The 20,000-nt window shown below is 66.5% G+C and carries 17 protein-coding genes; 11 read left to right on the forward strand and 6 right to left on the reverse strand.

What is annotated here, in order from left to right; all coding sequences use genetic code 11:
- Nucleotides 1–29 precede the first annotated feature (29 nt).
- On the forward strand, nucleotides 30–1,133 hold the full coding sequence (lptF, locus tag BXA00_RS16030; protein WP_076519400.1) for an LPS export ABC transporter permease LptF: 1,104 nt from the start codon (nucleotides 30–32) through the stop codon (nucleotides 1,131–1,133).
- A 38-nt stretch (nucleotides 1,134–1,171) separates the two neighbouring features.
- Here the strand turns inward: lptF and BXA00_RS16035 are convergent, their stop codons facing one another.
- On the reverse strand, nucleotides 1,172–2,092 hold the full coding sequence (locus BXA00_RS16035; RefSeq protein WP_076519401.1) for a LysR family transcriptional regulator: 921 nt from the start codon (nucleotides 2,090–2,092) through the stop codon (nucleotides 1,172–1,174).
- A 214-nt stretch (nucleotides 2,093–2,306) separates the two neighbouring features.
- On the opposite strand from BXA00_RS16035, the gene BXA00_RS16040 reads away from it, so the two are divergent.
- The 4 genes from BXA00_RS16040 to BXA00_RS16055 all read left to right on the forward strand — a co-directional run bounded on the left by BXA00_RS16040 (nucleotide 2,307) and on the right by BXA00_RS16055 (nucleotide 6,683).
- On the forward strand, nucleotides 2,307–3,524 hold the full coding sequence (locus tag BXA00_RS16040; RefSeq protein ID WP_076519402.1) for an ABC transporter substrate-binding protein: 1,218 nt from the start codon (nucleotides 2,307–2,309) through the stop codon (nucleotides 3,522–3,524).
- A gap of 93 nt (nucleotides 3,525–3,617) precedes the next feature.
- Nucleotides 3,618–5,111: a CoA-acylating methylmalonate-semialdehyde dehydrogenase gene (locus BXA00_RS16045; RefSeq protein WP_076519403.1), complete on the forward strand. Its 1,494-nt coding sequence runs from the start codon at nucleotides 3,618–3,620 to the stop codon at nucleotides 5,109–5,111.
- 95 nt (nucleotides 5,112–5,206) lie between these two features.
- The gene (locus BXA00_RS16050; RefSeq protein ID WP_076519404.1) at nucleotides 5,207–6,151 is read left to right on the forward strand and encodes a CysB family HTH-type transcriptional regulator; all 945 of its coding nucleotides are present in this window, start codon (nucleotides 5,207–5,209) and stop codon (nucleotides 6,149–6,151) included.
- A 208-nt stretch (nucleotides 6,152–6,359) separates the two neighbouring features.
- Nucleotides 6,360–6,683 (forward strand): DUF2325 domain-containing protein, encoded by a 324-nt coding sequence (locus BXA00_RS16055; RefSeq protein ID WP_035212827.1) that lies wholly within the window; start codon nucleotides 6,360–6,362, stop codon nucleotides 6,681–6,683.
- A gap of 184 nt (nucleotides 6,684–6,867) precedes the next feature.
- Here the strand turns inward: BXA00_RS16055 and BXA00_RS16060 are convergent, their stop codons facing one another.
- Nucleotides 6,868–7,527 carry a C40 family peptidase gene (locus tag BXA00_RS16060; RefSeq protein ID WP_076519405.1) on the reverse strand — a complete coding sequence of 220 codons (660 nt, stop codon included), beginning with the start codon at nucleotides 7,525–7,527 and terminating at the stop codon, nucleotides 6,868–6,870.
- Between the two features lie 249 nt (nucleotides 7,528–7,776).
- Here BXA00_RS16060 and BXA00_RS16065 point away from each other — a divergent pair, with 249 nt between their 5' ends.
- The 6 genes from BXA00_RS16065 to ltaE all read left to right on the forward strand — a co-directional run bounded on the left by BXA00_RS16065 (nucleotide 7,777) and on the right by ltaE (nucleotide 15,782).
- The gene (locus BXA00_RS16065) at nucleotides 7,777–9,705 is read left to right on the forward strand and encodes a propionate--CoA ligase (RefSeq protein WP_255376804.1); all 1,929 of its coding nucleotides are present in this window, start codon (nucleotides 7,777–7,779) and stop codon (nucleotides 9,703–9,705) included.
- The gene (locus BXA00_RS16070) at nucleotides 9,702–10,109 is read left to right on the forward strand and encodes a heme-binding protein (protein ID WP_076519407.1); all 408 of its coding nucleotides are present in this window, start codon (nucleotides 9,702–9,704) and stop codon (nucleotides 10,107–10,109) included. Before BXA00_RS16065 ends, BXA00_RS16070 begins: the two co-directional genes overlap by 4 nt.
- On the forward strand, nucleotides 10,106–11,446 hold the full coding sequence (locus BXA00_RS16075) for an MFS transporter (RefSeq protein WP_076519408.1): 1,341 nt from the start codon (nucleotides 10,106–10,108) through the stop codon (nucleotides 11,444–11,446). The genes BXA00_RS16070 and BXA00_RS16075 overlap by 4 nt, the downstream gene beginning before the upstream one ends.
- A 291-nt stretch (nucleotides 11,447–11,737) precedes the next feature.
- Nucleotides 11,738–13,717: an acetate--CoA ligase gene (acs, locus tag BXA00_RS16080; RefSeq protein WP_076519409.1), complete on the forward strand. Its 1,980-nt coding sequence runs from the start codon at nucleotides 11,738–11,740 to the stop codon at nucleotides 13,715–13,717.
- Nucleotides 13,718–13,881: 164 nt separating this feature from the next.
- Entirely contained in the window at nucleotides 13,882–14,730 is an 849-nt protein-coding gene (locus tag BXA00_RS16085) for a DMT family transporter (RefSeq protein ID WP_076519410.1), read from the forward strand.
- 41 nt (nucleotides 14,731–14,771) lie between these two features.
- Nucleotides 14,772–15,782, forward strand: a complete 1,011-nt coding sequence (gene ltaE / locus BXA00_RS16090) for a low-specificity L-threonine aldolase (protein WP_076519411.1) — start codon at nucleotides 14,772–14,774, stop codon at nucleotides 15,780–15,782.
- A 46-nt stretch (nucleotides 15,783–15,828) separates the two neighbouring features.
- Here the strand turns inward: ltaE and BXA00_RS16095 are convergent, their stop codons facing one another.
- The 4 genes from BXA00_RS16095 to BXA00_RS16110 form a co-directional block, all read right to left on the reverse strand.
- Nucleotides 15,829–16,173 (reverse strand): antibiotic biosynthesis monooxygenase, encoded by a 345-nt coding sequence (locus tag BXA00_RS16095; RefSeq protein WP_076519412.1) that lies wholly within the window; start codon nucleotides 16,171–16,173, stop codon nucleotides 15,829–15,831.
- Nucleotides 16,170–17,321, reverse strand: coding sequence for a cytochrome (locus tag BXA00_RS16100; RefSeq protein ID WP_076519413.1), 1,152 nt, complete (start codon nucleotides 17,319–17,321; stop codon nucleotides 16,170–16,172). The genes BXA00_RS16095 and BXA00_RS16100 overlap by 4 nt, the downstream gene beginning before the upstream one ends.
- Nucleotides 17,322–17,393: 72 nt before the next feature.
- The gene (locus BXA00_RS16105; RefSeq protein ID WP_076519414.1) at nucleotides 17,394–18,245 is read right to left on the reverse strand and encodes an NAD-dependent epimerase/dehydratase family protein; all 852 of its coding nucleotides are present in this window, start codon (nucleotides 18,243–18,245) and stop codon (nucleotides 17,394–17,396) included.
- Between the two features lie 75 nt (nucleotides 18,246–18,320).
- On the reverse strand, nucleotides 18,321–19,967 hold the full coding sequence (locus BXA00_RS16110; RefSeq protein WP_076519415.1) for an electron transfer flavoprotein-ubiquinone oxidoreductase: 1,647 nt from the start codon (nucleotides 19,965–19,967) through the stop codon (nucleotides 18,321–18,323).
- Between the last annotated feature and the right edge of the window lie 33 nt (nucleotides 19,968–20,000).

Raw genomic sequence — 20,000 nt, forward strand, 5'->3', positions numbered from 1 at the left:
ATGCGGTCGATTATCCCGCATATTCTCCCATGTCTCTATTCAAACGCTCTGTCGTCAGCGAGATCACCAGTCACGCTGGCGTTGTCTTTTCCACGTTGCTCGTCGTGTGGCTCAGCGTGCTTCTCGTGCGCCTGCTCGGCGAGGCCGCGGGAGGCAACATCGGAGCCGACGTGGTCGTGGTGCTGGCCGCGCTCTCGACCATCACCGCGCTGCCGACCATCCTGGCGGTCTCGATCTTCATCGCCGTGCTCACCACCGTCACCCGCAATTACCGTGAATCGGAAATGGTGGTGTGGTTTGCCAGCGGCCTGTCGCTGGCCGATTGGCTCAAGCCCGTGCTGCGCGTGGCCGTTCCTGTCGCGATCGCGGTCGCGGGCCTGACGCTGGTGGCCTCGCCCTGGGCCTATCGCCAGATCGGCGAATACCACGAGCGCTTCGAACAGCGCTCCGACCTGTCCAAGGTCACGGCCGGGCAGTTCGCCGAATCCTCCGGCGGCAACCGCGTATTCTTCGCGGAAGACCCCGTCACTCCCAGCGACGAACTCGGCAACGTGTTCGCGCGCGAAATCGGCCCCGAATGGCTCAGCGTGCTGACCGCCAGCAGCGCGCACAGCGAGACCCTGCCCAATGGCGACCGCTTCCTGGTGCTGGGCGAAGGCCACCGCTACGACCTGAAGCCGGGCACCCCGGAGTTGCGCCTGGTGCATTTCGAAAAATACGGCGTTCGCCTCGAAAGCAAGTCCGGCGGCGACCCGGTGGCCGAAGCTCGCGCCGCCGCGGAACGCTCGTCCAAGGCGCGTTCCACGCCGCAGCTCATCGAAGACAACACCGACAGCAGCTGGTCGCAGGTCATGTGGCGGATCTCGCTGCCGCTGGCGGCGCTGAACCTGGCATTGCTGGCCATTCCGCTTGGCGCGGTGAATCCGCGGCTGGGCCGCTCGGGGGACCTGCTCATCGCCGGCCTGGTCGGGTTGCTCTATATGAACCTGATCAACCTGTCGCGCGCCTGGATCTCCAGCGGCAAGCTCAGCTTCGGACTGGGCGTGTGGGCGATCCACGGCGCGGTCGCGCTGCTGACCGCCTTCCTGCTGATGCGCCGCCTGCGCGTCAAGGCGCCCAAGAACGCCGCATAGCGAAGCGGCGCCTTGCGGAGAACGCCGGGCGCCGTCTTTCAGGGCAGATACTTCATCGTTCCGCGCCGGCCGGCCAGCAGGTCGGCGTTCTTCAACACCGATTTGCGGATGAACTCCCACAGCGCGGTCACGCGCTTGAGTTTGCGCAGGTCTTCGTGGCAATACATCCAGAACGAGCGCGTGATCGCGATCTCGTCCTCCAGCACGGGTTTGAGCCTGGGATCCTGCGCCGCGATGAAGCAGGGCAGGATCGCGAGCGACTGTCCCTGCAGCGCCGCGTGATACTGGGCCACCACGCTCGTGCTGCGCAATACCACCTTGCTGGCGGGCAGCACGTCCTCCAGGTAGCGCAGGCGTTCGCTGAACAGCAGCTCGTCCACATACCCGATGAAGGTGTGGTCCGCGAGGTCCGCGCGCTCGTTGATGGGGGCGTGCTTGGCCAGGTAGCCCGGCGTGCCGTACAGGCGCAGCGTGTAGTCGCACAGCTTGCTGCACACATAGGGCCCGCGCTGCGGGCGCTCGATGGTGATGGCCAGGTCCGCTTCGCGCTTGGACAGGCTGACAAAGCGCGGCACGGGCAGGATGTCCAGCGTGATGTGCGGATAGCGCCGCTGGAAGTCCGCGGCAAGCGGCGTCAGCACGTAGCTGCCGAAACCTTCGGTGGCGCCGATGCGCAGGTGCCCCGATAGCGCCTGCCCGATCCCGGACAGGTTTTCGCGCGCGGTGTGCACGACGCTTTCCATCTGTTCGGCGTGGACGAACAGCCGCTGGCCGTCGTCCGTCAGCACGAAACCCGCGCTGCGGGATTTTTCGAACAGCAGGGTGTCCAGTTCCGTTTCGAGCGCGCGGATGCGGCGCGACACGGTGGTGTGCTCGACGCCGAGCTTGCGCGCCGCCGCGCTGACACGCTGGGTGCGGGCCACTTCCAGGAAATATCGCAGACTGTCCCAATCAAGCAAGATCCGGCGCTCCAGCCCCTGGCGACGCAACGCGCGAGAGGCGATGTTGGTATGTGCATGGATGCACAAGGAATGTGCATTTCTGGTGTTGCTTGTTGATTTTCACACATCTACACTGGATCGGCTGGCCTTGGGCTAAGCCCTGGGACCGCAGGCCGCAAAGACGGCGCCATAACGCTAATACTCAGCGCATAAATACTCAGGAGACAAATCCATGAAATTGCACGCACGCGGGCTCGCCGCAGGCTTGTGTCTGGGCGCCGGATTGCTTGGGCAAGCCCTCGCGGCGGACAAGCCGCCAGTGAAGATCGGCATTCTGACGGACATGTCCGGTACCTATGCCGGGATGGGGGGAGCGGGCTCGGTCGCGGCGGCGCAGTTGGCCATCGACGACTGCCTGGCCGCGGAGTGCAAGGGCATGAAGATCGACCTGGTGTCCGCGGACAACCAGAACAAGGCGGACGTCGGCGCCGCCCGGGCGCGCGAATGGTTCGACCGCGACGGCGTCACCGCCATCGCCGACCTGACCAATTCCGCGGTGGCGCTGGCCGTGCAGGGCATCGCCCGCGAAAAGAACAAGGTCGTGATGTTCTCCGGTCCCGCCACCACGGCGTTGACCAACAAGGAATGCTCGCCGGTCGGCTTTCACTGGATGTTCGACACGTACTCGCAGTCGGCGGGCGGCGCCAAGGCCACCGTCCGGGCGGGCGGCAAGTCCTGGTTCTTCATCACCGTCGATTACGCCTTCGGCCATTCGCTGGAAGCCGACACCGCCAAGGCCGTGCAGGCGCTGGGCGGCAGCGTGGCCGGCAACGTGCGCCATCCCCTGAACGCGCCGGACTTCGCGTCCTACCTGCTGCAGGCGCAAAGTTCCAAGGCGCAGGTGGTGGCGCTGGCCAATGGCGGCCAGGACACCGTGAACGCCGTCAAGCAGGCGCGCGAGTTCGGCATCGTGGCGGGCGGCCAGCGGCTCGTGTCGCTGCTGATCTTCCTGTCCGACCTGCGTGCGCTCGGCCTGGAAAACGCGCAGGGCCTGTCTTATGTGGACGGCTTTTACTGGGATTACGACGATGCGTCGCGCGAATGGTCTTCGCGCTTCGAAAAGGCGTTCCGCGGCCTGAAGCCCACCATGACGCAGGCCGGCGTGTATTCCAGCGTGCTGCATTACCTGCGCGCCGTGGCCGCCGCCAACAGCACCGATGGCAAAGTGGTGGCCGACAAGATGCGTGACCTGCCCATCAAGGATCCGATCATGCGCAATGCGTCGATCCGTCCCGATGGCCGGGTCATTCACGACATGTACCTGTATGAAGTCAAGAAGCCCGCGGACTCCAAGGGCGGCTGGGACTATTCCAAGCTCGTGGCCACCATCCCGGCGGCAGAAGCCTTCCAGCCCCTGGCCGACTCCACCTGCCCGCTGGTGAAGAAATAGCCTGCGCGCGCCCCGGCCGCGCGCCGGGGCGCCGCAAGATCCAAGAACGCGGATGTCCATCCGCATCGACTACGCAGTGTGAGGAGCATCAAAATGAGTGAAGTCCCGCGCGTCCCGCTACTGATCGGCGGCAAGCTCGTACAGTCCAAAACCACCGAATGGCGAGACGTGATCAACCCCGCCACCCAGGAGGTCGTCGCCAAGGTGCCCTTCGCCACGCGCGAAGAACTGGACCTGGCCGTCTCCAACGCCAAGGAGGCTTTCAAGACCTGGCGCAACAGCGGGCAGGGCGCGCGGATGCGCGTCATGCTGAAGTTCCAGGAGCTGCTGCGCGCCAACACCGGCAAGCTGGCCGAGATGATCACCCGCGAGCACGGCAAGACGCTGCCCGACGCCGAAGGCGAAGTCGGCCGCGGCCTGGAAGTGGTCGAGCATGCGTGCTCCATCGCCAATTTGCAGTTGGGCGAATACGCCGAAAACGCCGCGTCCGGCATCGACGTCTACACCCTGATCCAGCCGCTGGGCGTGTGCGCGGGCATCACCGCGTTCAACTTCCCGGTGATGCTGCCGTGCTTCATGTTCCCGATCGCCGTGGCCTGCGGCAATACCTTCGTGCTCAAGCCGTCCGAGCAGGATCCGACGTCCTCGCTGTTCCTGGCCCAACTGGCGCTGGAAGCCGGCCTGCCGCCGGGCGTGCTGAACGTCGTGCACGGCGGCCCCGAGACGGCCAACGGCCTGTGCGAGCATCCGGACATCAAGGCGGTGTCGTTCATCGGCTCGACCCGCGTGGGCACCGAGATCTACAACCGCGCCTCCGCCGCCGGCAAGCGCTGCCAGTCCATGATGGGCGCCAAGAACCACTGCGTGATCCTGCCGGACGCCGATCCGGAAGTGGCGCTGAACCAGTTGCTGGGCGCCGCCTTCGGCGCGGCCGGCCAGCGCTGCATGGCCTCGTCGGTGGCCGTGCTGGTGGGCGAGGCCCGCAATTGGCTGCCCGACTTCGTCGAGCGCGCCAAGAAGCTCAAGGTCAACGTCGGCACGGATCGCGAAGCCGATCTCGGGCCCCTGGTGTCGCCCAACGCCAAGAAGCGCGTCGAAAGCCTGATCCAGAAGGGCGTGGACGAAGGCGCCAAGCTGCTGCTCGATGGCCGCAACCTCAAGGTGTCGGGCTTTGAGTCGGGCAATTTCGTGGGTCCGACCGTGTTCGATGCGGTGGCCGAAGACATGACCATCTACACCGAGGAAATCTTCGGACCGGTCCTGTGCTGCGTCGGCGTCGAGACGCTGGAAGACGCGGTGGCGTTCATCAACCGCAACCCCAACGGCAACGGCGTTGCCCTGTTTACGCAGGACGGGGGCGCGGCGCGCTACTTCCAGAACAACATCGATGTGGGCCAGGTCGGCATCAATGTGCCCATTCCGGTGCCGGTGGCGTGGTTCAGCTTCACGGGTTCGCGCGGCTCCAAGCTGGGCGACCTGGGTCCGAACGGCAAGCAGGCGGTGCAATTCTGGACGCAGACCAAGACCGTGACGGCGCGCTGGTCGGCGCATGCCAAGACGGTCAACACCACGATCTCGATGCGCTAAAAGGAGGGACGCCTTGCTCCTAAGCTTATACGAATAATTCATATAGCAAGGCGTTCTTATTACTTATAATTGGCCCGTCTATCAGGGGCCGATTAATGAACCTCCAGCAATTTCGTTTCGTGCGTGAAACCATCCGGCGCGACTTCAACCTGACCGAAGCCGCCCGGATGCTCTATACCTCGCAGCCAGGCGTGTCCAAGGCCATCATCGAATTCGAAGACGAGCTGGGCATCAAGATCTTCGAGCGGCACGGCAAACGCATCAAGGGGCTGACCAAGCCCGGCCTCGCCGTGTCCCAGGTGATCGACCGCATCATGCGCGAGGTCGACAACCTGAAGAAGGTCAGCGACGAATTCGCGCGCCGTGACGAAGGCGGACTGGTCATTGCCTGCACCCACACCCAGGCGCGCTATCTGCTGCCGCGTGTGATCCCCGCGTTCCGCAAGCAATTCCCGAAGGTCCACCTGTCGTTGGCCGAGGGCAGTCCGGCCCAGCTTGCCGAAATGGTGCTGCATGAACAGGCCGACCTGGCGCTGGCGACCGAATCGCTGGCCCTGACGCCGGGCCTGGCCACCTTGCCCGTCTATGCGTGGGAACACACCGTGGTCGTGCGTCCGGACCACCCGCTTGCCGAGCTGACCTCCAGCGCGGCCAAGCGCCTGTCGCTGGCGCAACTGGCCGAATATCCCATCGTCACCTATGACCGCGCCTTCACCGGCCGCAGCACGATCGACGAGATTTTCGCCAACCAGGGCATCCATCCGGACATCGTGCTCGAAGCCATCGATGCCGACGTGATCAAGACCTATGTGGACGTGGGCCTGGGCATCGGCATCATCGCCGGCGTCGCCTACGATCCGCGCCGTGATTCGAATCTGGTCGGTCTGCCGGTGGGGCACCTGTTCGGCACGCACACCACCCGCGTGGGCGTGAAGGCCGGCGTGTTCCTGCGCGACTACGTCTACACCTTCCTGGAGATGCTGGCGCCGTCGCTGACCCGGGCCGTGGTCACCGACGCGGTGCAAGGCGTGCCCAAGTAGGGCGGTCCCGGCTGCCTGCGCCGCCCCAAGCGCGACGTCTCGATGACGTCGCGTTTTTTTTGCCCCGGCCCAGCGCGCGGGGCCTGCCGGCTATCCCCTGGCGTCATCTCATAAAAATAATTAAATAAGAACTGATCTCATTTAAGTTGACGAAAAAATAGGAATCATTATCATTACATCCAGGCTCAACGACCCAGTGAGGTACATCATGACGGCAGGACTTAGTGCAGTGGTAGTGGGCGCCGACCGCCTCGGCAATATTCCCGATCTGCTCAAAGGACACAACATTTCGATCACGCACCACATCAGCGGTCGTGATCCCTCGCATCAAAAGAAGACCTTGCAACTGCCCTCGGGCACGCAACTGGTCATCCTGCTGACCGATTTCCTCGGCCACAACGTCATGAAGACCTTCCGCAACGCGGCGCAGCGCGGCGGCATCCGGGTCGTGGCTTGTCGCCGCTCGGTGTGCAGCATGCAGCAAGCCCTGCAGCAGTGCGGCCTTTGCCCGCGCGCCGGCACGGTACATTGACCGAACGCGTCTTGCCGCGCATTCACGAAGAACTGGGGAGGCCGATACGGCCTGCGGCCTGAAACGCCGCGAAGAGAAAAAATAAAAACGCCGCCGGACGGGATCGTCTGGCGGCGTTTTGCATTTTTGGAGGATGGCGCGCCGGGCGCGCTGCGTGCGAAGATGCCGGCGAAGGGCGGGGCGGTCAGTTTGCCGCGCGGGCCGACGCCATCAAGGTGTTGTCCAGGCGGCGGGCGCCGTTGTAGCGTTTGCTCCAGTAGGCCATGGTCATGTTTTCGACACGCACCACGCCGCCGGCGCTGGGGGAATGCACGAAGCGATCGTCGCCCAGGTAGATGCCTACGTGGGAATAGCGGCGGCCCATCGTGTTGAAGAAGACGAGATCGCCGGCCTTGAGCTCATTTTTGGCGACGGCCACGCCTTGGCGCGCGATTTCCGCGGCATTGCGGGGCAGTTTCAGGCCCAGCCCGCGTTCGGCCGAGTAGGCCACCAGGCCGCTGCAGTCGAAACCGGTGTCGGGGGAGCTGCCGCCGAAGCGGTAGCGGATGCCCAGGTGGTTCAGGGCCTCGCTGACCATGGCGTTGTCCGTGGAGACACCGGCAAGGTTGCGTTGGCGTTCACGCTTGAATTTTTGCACCACCAGCATACCGATCGGGTCATCGGCGGTGGCGACCCATTCCATCTCGTAGGGATCGATCTCGGACGTATGGGCGGTTGACTTTTGGCTATTGCTTGCACAACCGGCCACACCCGCGACGCACGCAACCAACGCGAGCATGCGCAAACCGCGCTTTGCATGGCCATTGGTTGAATTGAATCGCGCGAGTATGGAGTGTCGATGCATTCGCCTGGGGATGAATCACTGAAGACGGCAACAACCGGCGTATTAGCCGCGGATGGGGCCGAAATGTCAGCAAATTCAACAATTATGTGCAACTTCGCGGGGATTCTACCAAACTTTCAAGACCGATTCGTGACGTAACGGCCCTAAATATCCATGCAGCGTGGACATCTGGAAGAATTTTTTGACTTGCGGCAAGCCTCGTGCAAGGTTTGCCTACCAGAATGACCGAAAAGATTTGACAACAAATCAATCAGCCTTAAGGCGTATGAACAATACCAGGAGACAACTATGCAAAGAACCCGGGATTTCCACTATCGCTCGGTTCATGACCGTGACGCGTTCTGGCGCGAGGAAGCCAGCCGCATCCATTGGGAGACGCCTTTCGAGTCTGTGCTGGATTTCTCCCGGCCGCCATTCGCCAAGTGGTTCGTAGGCGGTCGGACCAATCTTTGCTACAACGCGGTCGACCGCTGGCTGCCCACCCAGGCGGACAGCCCCGCGCTCATCTGGGTGTCGACCGAAGTGGACCGCGAGCAGGTCTACACCCGGCAGGACGTCTACGAAGAAGTGAACGCCGCCGCCGCGATGCTGCGCGAACTCGGGGTAGGGCGGGGCGACCGCGTCCTGCTCTACATGCCGATGGTGCCGGAAGCGGTGTTCACCATGCTGGCCTGCGCGCGCATCGGCGCCGTCCACTCCGTGGTGTTCGGCGGCTTTGCGTCCGTGAATCTGGCGCAGCGCATCGACGACGCCGCGCCCAAGGTGGTGGTCTGCACCGACGGCGGGTCGCGGGCCGGCAAGGTCGTGGCCTACAAGCCGCTTCTGGACCGCGCGCTCAGCCTTGCCAAATCGCCGCCCGCGTCGGTGGTGGTGTTCGACCGCGGCCTGTCGCCGTTCGAGCCGGTGGCGGGACGCGACCTGGACTACGCCACCTTGCGCGAACGTCACCGCGGCGCGCGCGTGCCGGTCGAATGGCTTGAATCGTCCGAGCCCAGCTACATCCTGTATACCTCCGGCACCACGGGCCGGCCCAAGGGCGTGCAGCGCGATACCGGCGGTTATGCGGTGGCGCTGGCCTCGTCCATGGAATACCTGTTCGATGGCCGTCCCGGCGACACGTACTTCTGCACCAGCGACATCGGCTGGGTGGTGGGGCATTCCTACATTGTCTATGGGCCGCTGATCGGCGGGCAGTCAACCATCCTCTACGAGGGCACGCCGGTACGCCCGGACGGCGCCATCCTCTGGAAACTGGTCGAGCAATACGGCGTGAACACGCTTTTTTCGGCGCCCACGGCCGTGCGCGTCCTCAAGCGCCAGGATCCGGCGCTGCTCAAGCGGCATGACCTGTCCACGCTGCGCGCCGTCTATCTGGCCGGCGAGCCGCTGGACGAGCCGACGGCGCAATGGATTTCCGAAGGGCTGGGCAAGCCCATCATCGACAATTACTGGCAGACGGAATCCGGCTGGCCGATCCTGTCGGCCCAGCCCGGGATCGAAAAGGTGCCCACCCGGTTCGGCAGCCCTTCGTTTCCCGTCTATGGATTTGACGTCCGCATCGTCAGCGAATCCACCGGCGAAGACCTGGGCCCTGACCAGAAGGGCGTGGTCGCCATCGTGCCCCCGCTGCCGCCCGGCGCGATGTCCACCATCTGGGGCGACGACGAGCGCTTCGTGCAGACGTATTTCACGGCCATCCCGGATCGGCAGGTGTATTCCACCTTCGACTGGGGGCGGGTGGACGCGGACGGCTACTGGTTCATCCTTGGCCGCACGGACGACGTGATCAATGTGGCGGGCCACCGGCTCGGCACGCGCGAAATCGAGGAGTCGGTCAACAGCCACAGCGGCATCGCGGAATGCGCGGTGGTGGGCGTGGCCGATCCGCTCAAGGGGCAGGTCGCCATGGCCTTCGCCGTGTTGAAGAATCCCGCCGGCGCCGATACGCCGGAAGCGGCAAAGCGGCTGGAAGGCGATATCATGCGGCTGGTGGAAGAACAGCTTGGGGCGGTGGCAAGGCCGGCCAGGATCCGGTTCGTGGGCGCCCTGCCCAAGACCCGTTCCGGCAAGGTGCTGCGCCGCGCGATCGTCGCGGTGTGCGAGTCGCGCGATCCCGGCGACCTGACCACCATGGAAGACCCCAACGCCCTCGAACAGATCAAGGAGTCACTGCAATGAAAACCAAACCCGTGCTGAGCGCCGACGACGTCAAAAAGATCCTGGCCGCGGCCGAAGCACACGCCTTGCAGAACAAATGGGCCGTCACCATCGCCGTGACCGACGATGGCGGCCATCTGCTGGGCATGCTGCGCCTGGACGACGCGGCTCCCATCTCGTCGCACATCGCGCCCGCCAAGGCCAAGACGGCCGCGCTGGGCCGCCGCGAGTCGCGCGTCTATGAAGAGCTCATCAACAACGGCCGCTACTCGTTCCTGTCGGCGCCGCTGATCGAAGGCATGCTCGAGGGCGGCGTGCCGGTCGTGGCCGACGGCCAGGTCGTCGGCGCGGTGGGCGTCTCGGGCGTGAAGTCGACCGAGGACGTGCAGATCGCGCAAGCAGGCATCGCCGCGCTGGGCCTATGAGCCAGGCGCTGCCGCCGGAAACGCCGGCCGGCGTTTCCGCGCAGGACCCCCGGGCGGCGGACGACAGTCCGCTGAACCCGGGCGTGACCCGGCGCGAAGTCTGGGCATGGGCCATGTACGACTTCGCGAATTCCGGCTACACCACCGTGATCCTCACGGCGGTCTTCAGCACCTATTTCGTCGGCGTGGTCGGCGGGCGCGCCCCGTGGGCCACGCTGGCATGGACCGCGGCGCTGTCGCTGTCCTACCTGCTCATCATGCTGACGATGCCCACGCTGGGCGCGCGCGCGGATGCGCGGGCCAGCAAGCGCCGGCTGCTCTACACCAGTACGACCGGCTGCGTGGCGGCCACGCTGGTGCTCACACAGGCCGGGCCGGGAGACGTGTGGCTGGCGCTCGCGGCCATCGTCGTGTCGAACTACTGCTATTGCGTGGGCGAGTCCGTGGTCGCGGCCTTTCTGCCCGAACTGGCCAAGCCGCAGGCGCTGGGACGCGTTTCGGGTTGGGGCTGGAGCTTCGGCTATTGCGGCGGCATGCTCACGCTGGGCCTGTCGCTCGTCGTGGTGACGCTGGCCGAGGCGCGCGGCGCGACGGCCGAACACTTCGTGCCGTGGGTCATCGTGGTCACCGCGACGGTGTTCGCCCTGGCCGCGTTGCCCTCGTTCTTCCTGCTGCGCGAACGCGCCAAACCGAAGTCCGGCAATCCGGCCGCGTTGCACATGCTCAGGCGGCTGGCGTTTGCCTGGCGTGAGACCGGCCTGCACTTTCCGGAATTCCGGCGCCTCTTGATGTGCATCGCGTGCTACCAGGCCGGCATCTCCGTCGTCATCACGTTGGCCGCGGTGTATGCGTCGGAAGTCATGGGCTTCACCACGCCGCAGATCATGCTGCTGGTGTTCACGGTGAACATCGGCGCGGCGGCGGGGGCGTTTTCGTTCGGCTACGTGCAGGACCGAATCGGCCACAAGCCGGCGCTGGCCATCACGCTCGTCGGGTGGATCGTGATGGTGCTGGTGGCCTACGCGGCCGTGACGGCGCCGGTGTTCTGGATCGCCGCCGCGCTGGCCGGGTTGTGCATGGGCACCACGCAGAGCGCGGGCCGCGCGATGACCGGGGCGCTTGCCCCCGCGGGCCGGCTGGCCGAGTTCTATTCGCTGTGGACCTTTGCGGTGCAGCTTGCCGCGGTGATCGGCCCGTTGACCTACGGGCTGGTCACCTGGGCCACGCACGGCAATCATCGCCTGGCCATCCTCGTGACGGGGCTGTTCTTCGTCGGAGGACTGGTCCTATTGTCGCGCGTGGACATGCATCGCGGCCTGGCGCGCCGGACCGCCTGAATGCGGTATTCGCCCGGGCTGCGGCGGCTGCTATCCTTATGGGCTGCCTTGCGTCGCGGCTGAACCGACCTGCGGGTCGGCAACGCGGCGGCGCGGCGCAGGCTTGTGCATGCTGCCTGGCGGATGCCTCATGGCGTCTTCCTGCCCAGGTCCGGCGCCGCCGCGGCGCGCCACGCCGCGGGCTCCGGCCCGCATTTTGCGTAAGGTGCCCGTAAGAGCGCGGCGATACGGTTGCAGATGGGTAATAAAAAAGCAGCATAAACAACAGAATCACCTATTGGAGACAAGATCATGTCGAACGCTATTCAGTCCGTACTGGTGGAAAACCGCGTGTTTCCGCCGCCCGAGCGCGCCGCGCAGGGCGCCGCGATTCCCAGCATGGACGCCTACAACGCGCTGTGCGCGCAGGTCGAGAACGACTTCGACGGATTCTGGGCGGGGCAGGCGCGCGACAACCTGCAATGGACCAAGCCCTTCACCCAGGTCCTGGACGAATCCGATGCGCCGTTCTACCGCTGGTTCGGCGACGGCGAGCTGAACGTCTCGGCCAACTGCCTGGACGTGCACCTGACCAACGGCAACGCCGACAAGACCGCCATCATCTTCGAATCCGACGACGGCAAGGTCGACAAGGTCACCTACCGCGAACTGCTGGCGCGCGTGTGCCGCTTCGCCAACGGACTGGCCGCGCTGGGCTACAAGAAGGGCGACCGCGCCATCATCTACATGCCCATGTCCATCGAAGCCGTCGTGGCCATGCAGGCCTGCGCGCGCCTGGGCGTGACGCACTCGGTGGTGTTCGGCGGCTTCTCGGCCAAAAGCCTGCAGGAGCGCATCGTCGACGTGGGCGCATCACTCGTCATCACCGCCGATGAACAGGTGCGCGGCGGCAAGACCATTCCGCTCAAGCCCGCCGTGGAAGAAGCCATCGCCATGGGCGGCTGCGAGGCTGTCACCAAGGTCGTCGTGTACCGCCGCACGGGCGGCAAGGTGCAATGGAACGACAGCCGCGACCTCTGGATGCACGATGTCGAAGCCGGTCAGCCCGACACCTGCGAACCGGTCCCGGTCAACGCCGAGCATCCGCTGTTCATCCTGTACACGTCCGGGTCCACCGGCAAGCCCAAGGGCGTGCAGCACTCGTCCGCGGGCTATCTGCTGTGGGCGCTGCTGACCGTCAAATGGACCTTCGATGCGCGCAAGGACGACGTCTACTGGTGCACGGCCGACGTGGGCTGGGTCACGGGCCACACGTACATTACCTACGGTCCGCTCGCTGCGGGCCTGACGCAGATCGTCTTCGAAGGCGTGCCCACCTACCCGAACGCCGGCCGTTTCTGGGACATGATCGCGCGCCACAAGGTCACCACGTTCTACACGGCGCCCACGGCGATCCGCTCGCTGATCAAGGCGGCCGAGGCCACGCCGCAATCGCATCCGCAGAACTACGACCTGGACTCCCTGCGCATCATCGGCACGGTGGGCGAGCCCATCAATCCCGAAGCCTGGATCTGGTATCACAAGAACGTCGGCCGTGAGCGCTGCCCCATCGTGGACACGTGGTGGCAAACCGAAACCGGCGGGCACATGATCACGCCGCTGCCCGGCGCCACGCCCACCAAGCCGGGCTCGTGCACGCTGCCCCTGCCGGGCATCGCCGCCGCCATCGTCGATGAAACCGGCGGCGACGTCGAAAAGGGCAACGGCGGATTCCTGGTCATCAAGCGCCCGTGGCCCGCCATGATCCGCAACATCTGGGGCGACCCGGAGCGCTTCAAGAAAAGCTATTTCCCGCCGGAACTGCGCGGTTACTACCTGGCGGGCGACGGCGCGCAGCGCGACGCGGACGGCTATTTCTGGATCATGGGCCGCATCGATGACGTCCTGAACGTCTCGGGCCATCGCCTGGGCACGATGGAAGTCGAATCCGCGCTGGTCGCGCACGAAATGGTGGCCGAGGCCGCGGTGGTGGGGCGTCCCGACGACACCACCGGCGAAGCCGTCGTGGCCTTCGTGGTGCTCAAGCGTTCGCGTCCGGAAGGCGAAGAGGCCCAAGCCATTGCCAAGCAGCTGCGCGACTGGGTGGCCCGTGAAATCGGCCCCATCGCCAAGCCCAAGGACATCCGTTTTGGCGACAACCTGCCCAAGACCCGTTCGGGCAAGATCATGCGCCGCCTGCTGCGCGTGGTCGCCAAGGGCGAAGAGATCACGCAGGACGTGTCCACCCTTGAAAATCCCGCCATCCTGGAGCAGCTCTCCAAGCCGCTGTGATCGCAGCCGGCCGGATGCCTCCGGCCGCTGCAGCGCGACAGGCGCATAATGTCTACGCCCGTGCCGGCATGATGCGGCACGGGCGTAGTCTTTCCTGATCCCCGATTCCTTCCTACGGAGCCGCACCCGTGAGCAGCAGTTTCGATCGCGCAGGGCTTGCCCTGATGTTCAGCACCATCCTGGTCTGGGCGGGAAGCTGGATCGCGATGAAGCTGATCGTGCCGTACATCGGGCCCTTCGATTTCGTGGCGCTGCGCTACGTGACGGGCAGCCTGGTGCTCTTCCTGCTCGCTTTTGTCACGCACCGGCCGCTGGCTATGCCGCCGTGGAAGCTGACCCTGCTGATCGGCCTGACGCAGACGGCCGGCTTCCAGGGCTTCGTGCAGACGGCGCTGGTGAGCGGTGGCGTGGGCAAGGTGTCGCTCATGGCTTACACCATGCCCTTCTGGGTGGTTCTGTTTGCCTGGTGGCTGCTGGGCGAACGGCCCACCGCCCGGCACGCGGCCGGCATCGCGTTGGCCGCCATCGGCCTCGTCTGTTTCGTCGAGCCCTGGAACGGGCTTGGCGATATCCGCACCGTGCTGCTGGGCCTGGGTAGCGGCCTGTGCTGGGGCGTGGGAACGGTGCTGTCCAAGCGCATGTTCGACCGACACGCGCCCGACGTGATGACCTTCACCGCGTGGCAGATGCTGTTCGGCGGCCTGGTCATGGTGCCGGTGGCCTACCTGGTGCCGCAGATGACCGCCCAATGGGGCTGGCAGCTTTGGACCGGCATGACCTACATTGTGCTGATCGCGACCGCGGCGGGCTGGCTGCTGTGGCTGCAGGTCGTGCGCCGGGTGCCCGCATCCATCGCCGGCCTGTCCAGCCTGGGCGTGCCCGTGGTCGCCATGCTGCTGGCGTGGGCGATCCTGTCCGAACGGCCCACGCCCGTCGAGCTGGGCGGCATGGCGCTGATCCTGGCTGGCATATTTGTCGTGAGCCGCGCAGCGCCTGCGGCGCGCGCCGACTGATCCGGCCGACATCCGACTTTCCCTCTACCTGGAATATTTTCATGATCGATCTGCGTAGCGATACCGTCACCCGGCCCGGCGCCGGCATGTTGCAGGCGATGGCCAGCGCCCCGCTGGGCGACGACGTGATGGGCGACGACCCCACCGTGATCCGCCTGCAGAAGGCGCTGGCCGAACGCACCGGCAAGGCCGCGGGCCTGTTCTTTCCGTCGGGCACGCAAAGCAACCTGGCGGCCCTGATGGCGCATTGCGAACGGGGCGACGAATACCTCGTGGGCCAGCTTGCGCACACCTATAAATACGAAGGCGGCGGGGCGGCGGTGCTGGGCAGCATCCAGCCGCAGCCCATCGAGCATGCGCCGGACGGTTCCCTGCCGCTGGAAAAGCTGGCCGCGGCGCTCAAGCCCGCCGGCGATCCGCACTTTGCGCGCACGCGCCTGCTGGCGCTGGAGAACACCTTCCACGGCAAGCTGATCCCGGCCGCCTACATCCAGGCCGCGACGTCCTGGGCGCGCGAGCAGGGCCTTTCCACGCACCTGGACGGCGCCCGCGTGTTCAATGCGGCAGTGGCCAGCGGCAGGCCCGTGGCGGATTTGTGCCAGCCGTTCGACTCGGTGTCCATCTGCTTTTCGAAGGGCCTGGGCGCGCCGGTGGGATCGGTGCTGGTCGGCAGCGAGGAACTGATCGCGCGCGCCCGCCGCTGGCGCAAGATGCTGGGCGGCGGTCTGCGCCAGTCCGGCGTGCTGGCGGCCGCCTGCCTGTATGCGCTGGAGCACAACGTGGACCGGCTGGCCCAGGACCACGACAACGCGCGCCTGCTGGCCGAAGGCTTGCGGTCCATTCCCGGCGTCAAGGTGCTGAGCCAGGACACCAACATGGTGTTCGCGGAATTCGAGCCGTCGCGCTGCGAGGCGCTGACCGCGGCGCTCGCCCATGAAGACATCCTGATGCGCGCCGTCTACGGCGGTCCGACGCGTCTGGTGACACACCTGGACGTGTCGACCGACGACGTGCGGCGCGTGGTCCAGGCAGTGGCCCGGTTGATGGGCTAACCGCCGGACCGGCTGGCGCGGACCGGGGCCCGTCAGCCGTTGCCCGTCAGCCGTGGCGCTGGCGGCTGTCGGCGGGCGCCTCGTCGCGCTGCGCCATGCCGTAGTCGCGCAACACCTGCGCGACGCGCAGACGGTAATTCTGGAACACGCCGCCGCGGCCGGCCTCCTGCGCGCGGCGGTGCGATTCCAGCGAACGCCAGCGCAGCACCGCGGCCTCATCGCGCCAGAACGATAGCGACAGCAGCTTGCCGGGCGCGGACAGGCTCTGGAAGCGTTCGACGGAAATGAAGCCGTCGATGGTGCGCAATTCGTCGATCAGGCTGGCGGCGATGTCCAGATAAGGGGCGGGGTCGCCATGGGCGGGCTCGACCTCGAAAATCACGGCGATCATGGGCGGGTCTCCTCTTGAAAATCGAACTGGGGGATGCGCGCGTTGGGCAAGGGGCGATAGCGGAATCGCGCCGCCAGCGCGGCCGCATCCACGCCCGCGCCCAGCACGTGCAGGAGCGCGTCGGCGGCATGGCTCCTGGCCGGCACTGCGCCCGGGCAGGCATGGCGCTGCGCGCCGAAGATCCAGCCCGCGTCCGGTTCGGCCATGGCCGCGGCCGCGAGCACGAGCAGGACGGCCTGGCCGGCCTCGATGCGCTGCCCGTCGATCTCGACGGGCTCGGCCATGAAACGCCGGGTGTTGTGCAGGGGCGGATCGCGGCGTAACACCTCGTCGATCAGGGCAAGGGCGTGCCTGCGGGTGGCCGGGGCTTGCGGGCCGCGGCGTCCCGCCATGACGAGCGCGTTGCCCAGCAGCCCCGCGCCCGCCTCGCAAGATTGGAACAGCAGGCCGGCCAGGTTGGCGGCCACCATGCCAGGCGCGATGCCGGCGTGCGCCGCGTCTGCGCCCAGCTTGCGCAGCGCGGGCGAGGCCAGCGGTCCGGACAAGTGGGCTTCCAGGCGAGCCTGCAGGCGCGCGGCGGCGGCCTGGCCGGCGACGATGCGTGCCGCGTCCGCTTCCGCACGGGCACCTGCATTTGTATTGGCTCTGGCACTGGCGTGCACCGCGCCCAGGAACATGACGATGTCGTGCGCGCAATCGGCATGCAGGGACGGCGCAAGGCCAAGCAAGGCGGCCTGCGCGTGGACAGGCGCGGCATACAGGTAGCGGTCGATGCCGGCGGCATCGCGCGGCGCGGCGGGTAGCCACGCAGGCGGGGCGTGCACATCCTCGCCTTGTCGTTGCTGCTGCTGGATGAATGCCGCCAGCAACGCCTTCAATCGCGCATGCGCCGCGCTGTCGTTCATGCGGACGAATCGGCCGAACAGATCTGCCGCCGGCCCTGGGCACAAACCGCGCGGCACCGGCTCCGCCAGGGGGCGCACGCGGGCGGCGGGGTGCCGCAGAATGGCGGTGATGCTATCGGGATGCGCCGCGACCCACAGGTCCAGCGCCCCGTCCCGATAGAGCGGCCGGTCGCGCGCCAGCGCGGCGTAGTAGGGATAGGGGTCGGGGTGGGTGACGGCGTCCAGGGGATGGGCGGGGGGCATGGCAATGGCCGGCAGTGAAGATGGCCGTCAGTATCTGCCAGCGCCGCCCACAACGATTCGGTGCTGGGCGAACTATGCCTGCGCCGCGCCGCCTTCGGCCAGCAGGGCGGCGTAGCCCAGGCGGGAATCGGGCCACTGCAGCGTCAGGCCGCTGGCGCGCAGGCGGGCGTTGCTGAGTTTCTTGCTGCCGACGTTGGCGGGCGCCAGCGCCACGCGCGGCGCGGGGGCGCCGATCATTCTGGCCAGTTCCGCATACAGGACGTGCAGGGGCAGGGGCGTGTCGTCGCAGCCGATATACACCGGCGCCACGTCAGGCAGCAGCGCCAGATGGACCACCGCGGCGGCCGCGTCGTCGATGTGGATGCGGTTGGCCCAATGTTCAGGCTGCACGGGCGCGCCGGCCGCGCCGCTACGCAAACGCTCGATGAGCTGCATGCGTCCGGGTCCATACAGGCCCGCAAGGCGCAGGGCCGTGGACGAGACGGGCTGCGCCGCCAGCGCGGCCTCGGCCTCGAGCAGCACGCGGCCATTGAACCCCTGGGGCGCGGGCGGGGTGTCTTCGTCCACCCAGGCGCCATGATGCTCGCCGTACACCGCGCTGGAGGACACGAAGACGATGCGGGCCAGACGGGACGCGTCCAGCGCCTTGAGCACATTGGCCAGGCCATCGACGAAGACGCCGCGGTAGGCCTGCGGATCGCGCGCGCCGGGCGAGGGCAGGTGGATCAGCCGGGTCACGCCTTGCGGCAGGGCCGTCAGCGTGTCGGGACGGGTGATGTCGCCCTGCAGCCATCGAATGCCGCTGGTGTCCCCGGCGGGCGGATGGCGGCGCAGGGCATGGACCTCGGCGCCGCGCGCCAGCAAGCGCCGCGCCGCGCGCAGGCCCAGGTCGCCGCAGCCGGTGAGAAGTACGCGTTCGCTCATGGTGTCGCTCCAGATGGTCGGAAAAAAAGGCGCCCCGCGGGGCGCCTTGTGGCCGGGCGCGGGCGCCCGATGGAATTACATGCCGCTGTAGACCGGCCCTTCGCCGCCCTGCGGCGCCACCCAGACGATGTTCTGCGTGGGGTCCTTGATGTCGCAGGTCTTGCAGTGCACACAGTTCTGCGCGTTGATCTGCAGGCGGTCTTCGCCGTGATCGTCCTTGACGAACTCGTACACGCCGGCCGGGCAATAGCGCGCTTCGGGGCCGCCGTACTTGGCCAGGTTCACCTTCACCGGCACGGACGGATCCTTCAGGGTCAGGTGGACCGGTTCGTTCTCGTCGTGGTTGGTGTTGGAGATGAACACCGAGCTCAGCTTGTCGAACGTGAGCTTGCCGTCCGGCTTGGGGTAGTCGATGCGCGCGCACTGCGACGCCGGCTGCAGACAGGCGTGGTCGGGCTTGTTGTGGCGCAGCGTCCAGGGCATCTTGCCCTTGAGCAGCCATTGCTCGATGCCGGTCATCAGCGTGGCGACGGTGCGGCCCTTCTTGAACCACTGCTTGAAATTGCGTGCCTTGTTCAGTTCGGCATGCAGCCAGGACGACTCGAAGGCCTTGGGATAGGCGGTCAGTTCATCCTGGCGGCGGTCGGCGGTGAGCGCATCGAACGCGGCTTCGGCGGCCAGCTTGCCCGACTTGATCGCGGCGTGGCTGCCCTTGATGCGCGAGGCATTCAGGAAGCCGGCCTCGCAGCCGACCAGCACGCCGCCGGGGAACGTGAGCTTGGGCAGCGCCAGCAGCCCGCCCGCCGTGATGGCGCGGGCGCCGTAGGCGATGCGCTTGCCGCCTTCGAAGGTGCCGCGGATGGCGGGGTGCGTCTTGTAGCGCTGGAATTCGTCGAAGGGCGACAGCCAGGGGTTGGCGTAGTCCAGGCCGACGATCATGCCCACGGCCACCAGGTTGTTGTCCAGGTGATAGAGGAACGAGCCGCCGTAGGTGTCGGCGTCCAGCGGCCAGCCGGCGGTGTGGACCACGAGGCCGGGCTTGGACTGCGCCGGATCGACTTCCCACATTTCCTTGATGCCGATGCCGTAGGACTGCGGATTGCGGCCGTCGTCCAGCTTGTAGCGTTCGATGAGCTGGCGGCCGAGCTGGCCGCGCGCGCCTTCGCCGAACACTGTGTAGCGGGCATGCAGTTCCATGCCGGGCTGGTAGTGGTCGGTGTGGCTGCCGTCGCGGGCCACGCCCATGTCGCCGGTGGCCACGCCACGGACGGCGCCGTTCTCGTCGTACAGCACTTCGACGGCGGCAAAGCCGGGGAAGATGTCCACGCCCAGCGCCTCGGCCTGCTCGCCCATCCATTTGACGACGTCGCCCAGGCGGACGATGTAGTTGCCCTCGTTGTGGAAGCACTGCGGCAGCAGCCAGTTCGGCGTGGCGCGCGCGCCGGTCTCGGACAAGAACAGGAACTTGTCCTGCGTGACGGGCACGTTCAGCGGCGCGCCTTTCTCTTTCCAGTCGGGGATGAGTTCGGTCAGCGCCAGCGGGTCCATGACGGCGCCGGACAGGATGTGCGCGCCAAGTTCCGCGCCCTTTTCGAGCACGCAGACGCCGATCTCCTGATTCTTCTCAGCGGCCAGTTGCTTGAGACGGATTGCGGTGGCCAGGCCAGCGGGTCCACCGCCAACCACGACCACGTCATATTCCATCGACTCGCGTTCAGACATTTGCAAAGCTCCCCGTATGTATTCCATATTTGG

The sequence above is a fragment of the Achromobacter sp. MFA1 R4 genome (assembly GCF_900156745.1).
Classification (GTDB): domain Bacteria; phylum Pseudomonadota; class Gammaproteobacteria; order Burkholderiales; family Burkholderiaceae_B; genus Achromobacter.

What these genes read in the sequence shown, in the direction of transcription:
- lptF (WP_076519400.1), top strand. Translation starts at nt 30, where the DNA reads ATGTCTCTATTCAAACGCTCTGTCGTCAGCGAGATCACCAGTCACGCT.
- BXA00_RS16040 (WP_076519402.1), top strand. Translation starts at nt 2,307, where the DNA reads ATGAAATTGCACGCACGCGGGCTCGCCGCAGGCTTGTGTCTGGGCGCC.
- BXA00_RS16045 (WP_076519403.1), top strand. Translation starts at nt 3,618, where the DNA reads ATGAGTGAAGTCCCGCGCGTCCCGCTACTGATCGGCGGCAAGCTCGTA.
- BXA00_RS16050 (WP_076519404.1), top strand. Translation starts at nt 5,207, where the DNA reads ATGAACCTCCAGCAATTTCGTTTCGTGCGTGAAACCATCCGGCGCGAC.
- BXA00_RS16055 (WP_035212827.1), top strand. Translation starts at nt 6,360, where the DNA reads ATGACGGCAGGACTTAGTGCAGTGGTAGTGGGCGCCGACCGCCTCGGC.
- BXA00_RS16060 (WP_076519405.1), bottom strand. Translation starts at nt 7,527, where the DNA reads ATGCATCGACACTCCATACTCGCGCGATTCAATTCAACCAATGGCCAT.
- BXA00_RS16070 (WP_076519407.1), top strand. Translation starts at nt 9,702, where the DNA reads ATGAAAACCAAACCCGTGCTGAGCGCCGACGACGTCAAAAAGATCCTG.
- BXA00_RS16075 (WP_076519408.1), top strand. Translation starts at nt 10,106, where the DNA reads ATGAGCCAGGCGCTGCCGCCGGAAACGCCGGCCGGCGTTTCCGCGCAG.
- acs (WP_076519409.1), top strand. Translation starts at nt 11,738, where the DNA reads ATGTCGAACGCTATTCAGTCCGTACTGGTGGAAAACCGCGTGTTTCCG.
- BXA00_RS16085 (WP_076519410.1), top strand. Translation starts at nt 13,882, where the DNA reads ATGTTCAGCACCATCCTGGTCTGGGCGGGAAGCTGGATCGCGATGAAG.
- ltaE (WP_076519411.1), top strand. Translation starts at nt 14,772, where the DNA reads ATGATCGATCTGCGTAGCGATACCGTCACCCGGCCCGGCGCCGGCATG.
- BXA00_RS16095 (WP_076519412.1), bottom strand. Translation starts at nt 16,173, where the DNA reads ATGATCGCCGTGATTTTCGAGGTCGAGCCCGCCCATGGCGACCCCGCC.
- BXA00_RS16100 (WP_076519413.1), bottom strand. Translation starts at nt 17,321, where the DNA reads ATGCCCCCCGCCCATCCCCTGGACGCCGTCACCCACCCCGACCCCTAT.
- BXA00_RS16105 (WP_076519414.1), bottom strand. Translation starts at nt 18,245, where the DNA reads ATGAGCGAACGCGTACTTCTCACCGGCTGCGGCGACCTGGGCCTGCGC.
- BXA00_RS16110 (WP_076519415.1), bottom strand. Translation starts at nt 19,967, where the DNA reads ATGTCTGAACGCGAGTCGATGGAATATGACGTGGTCGTGGTTGGCGGT.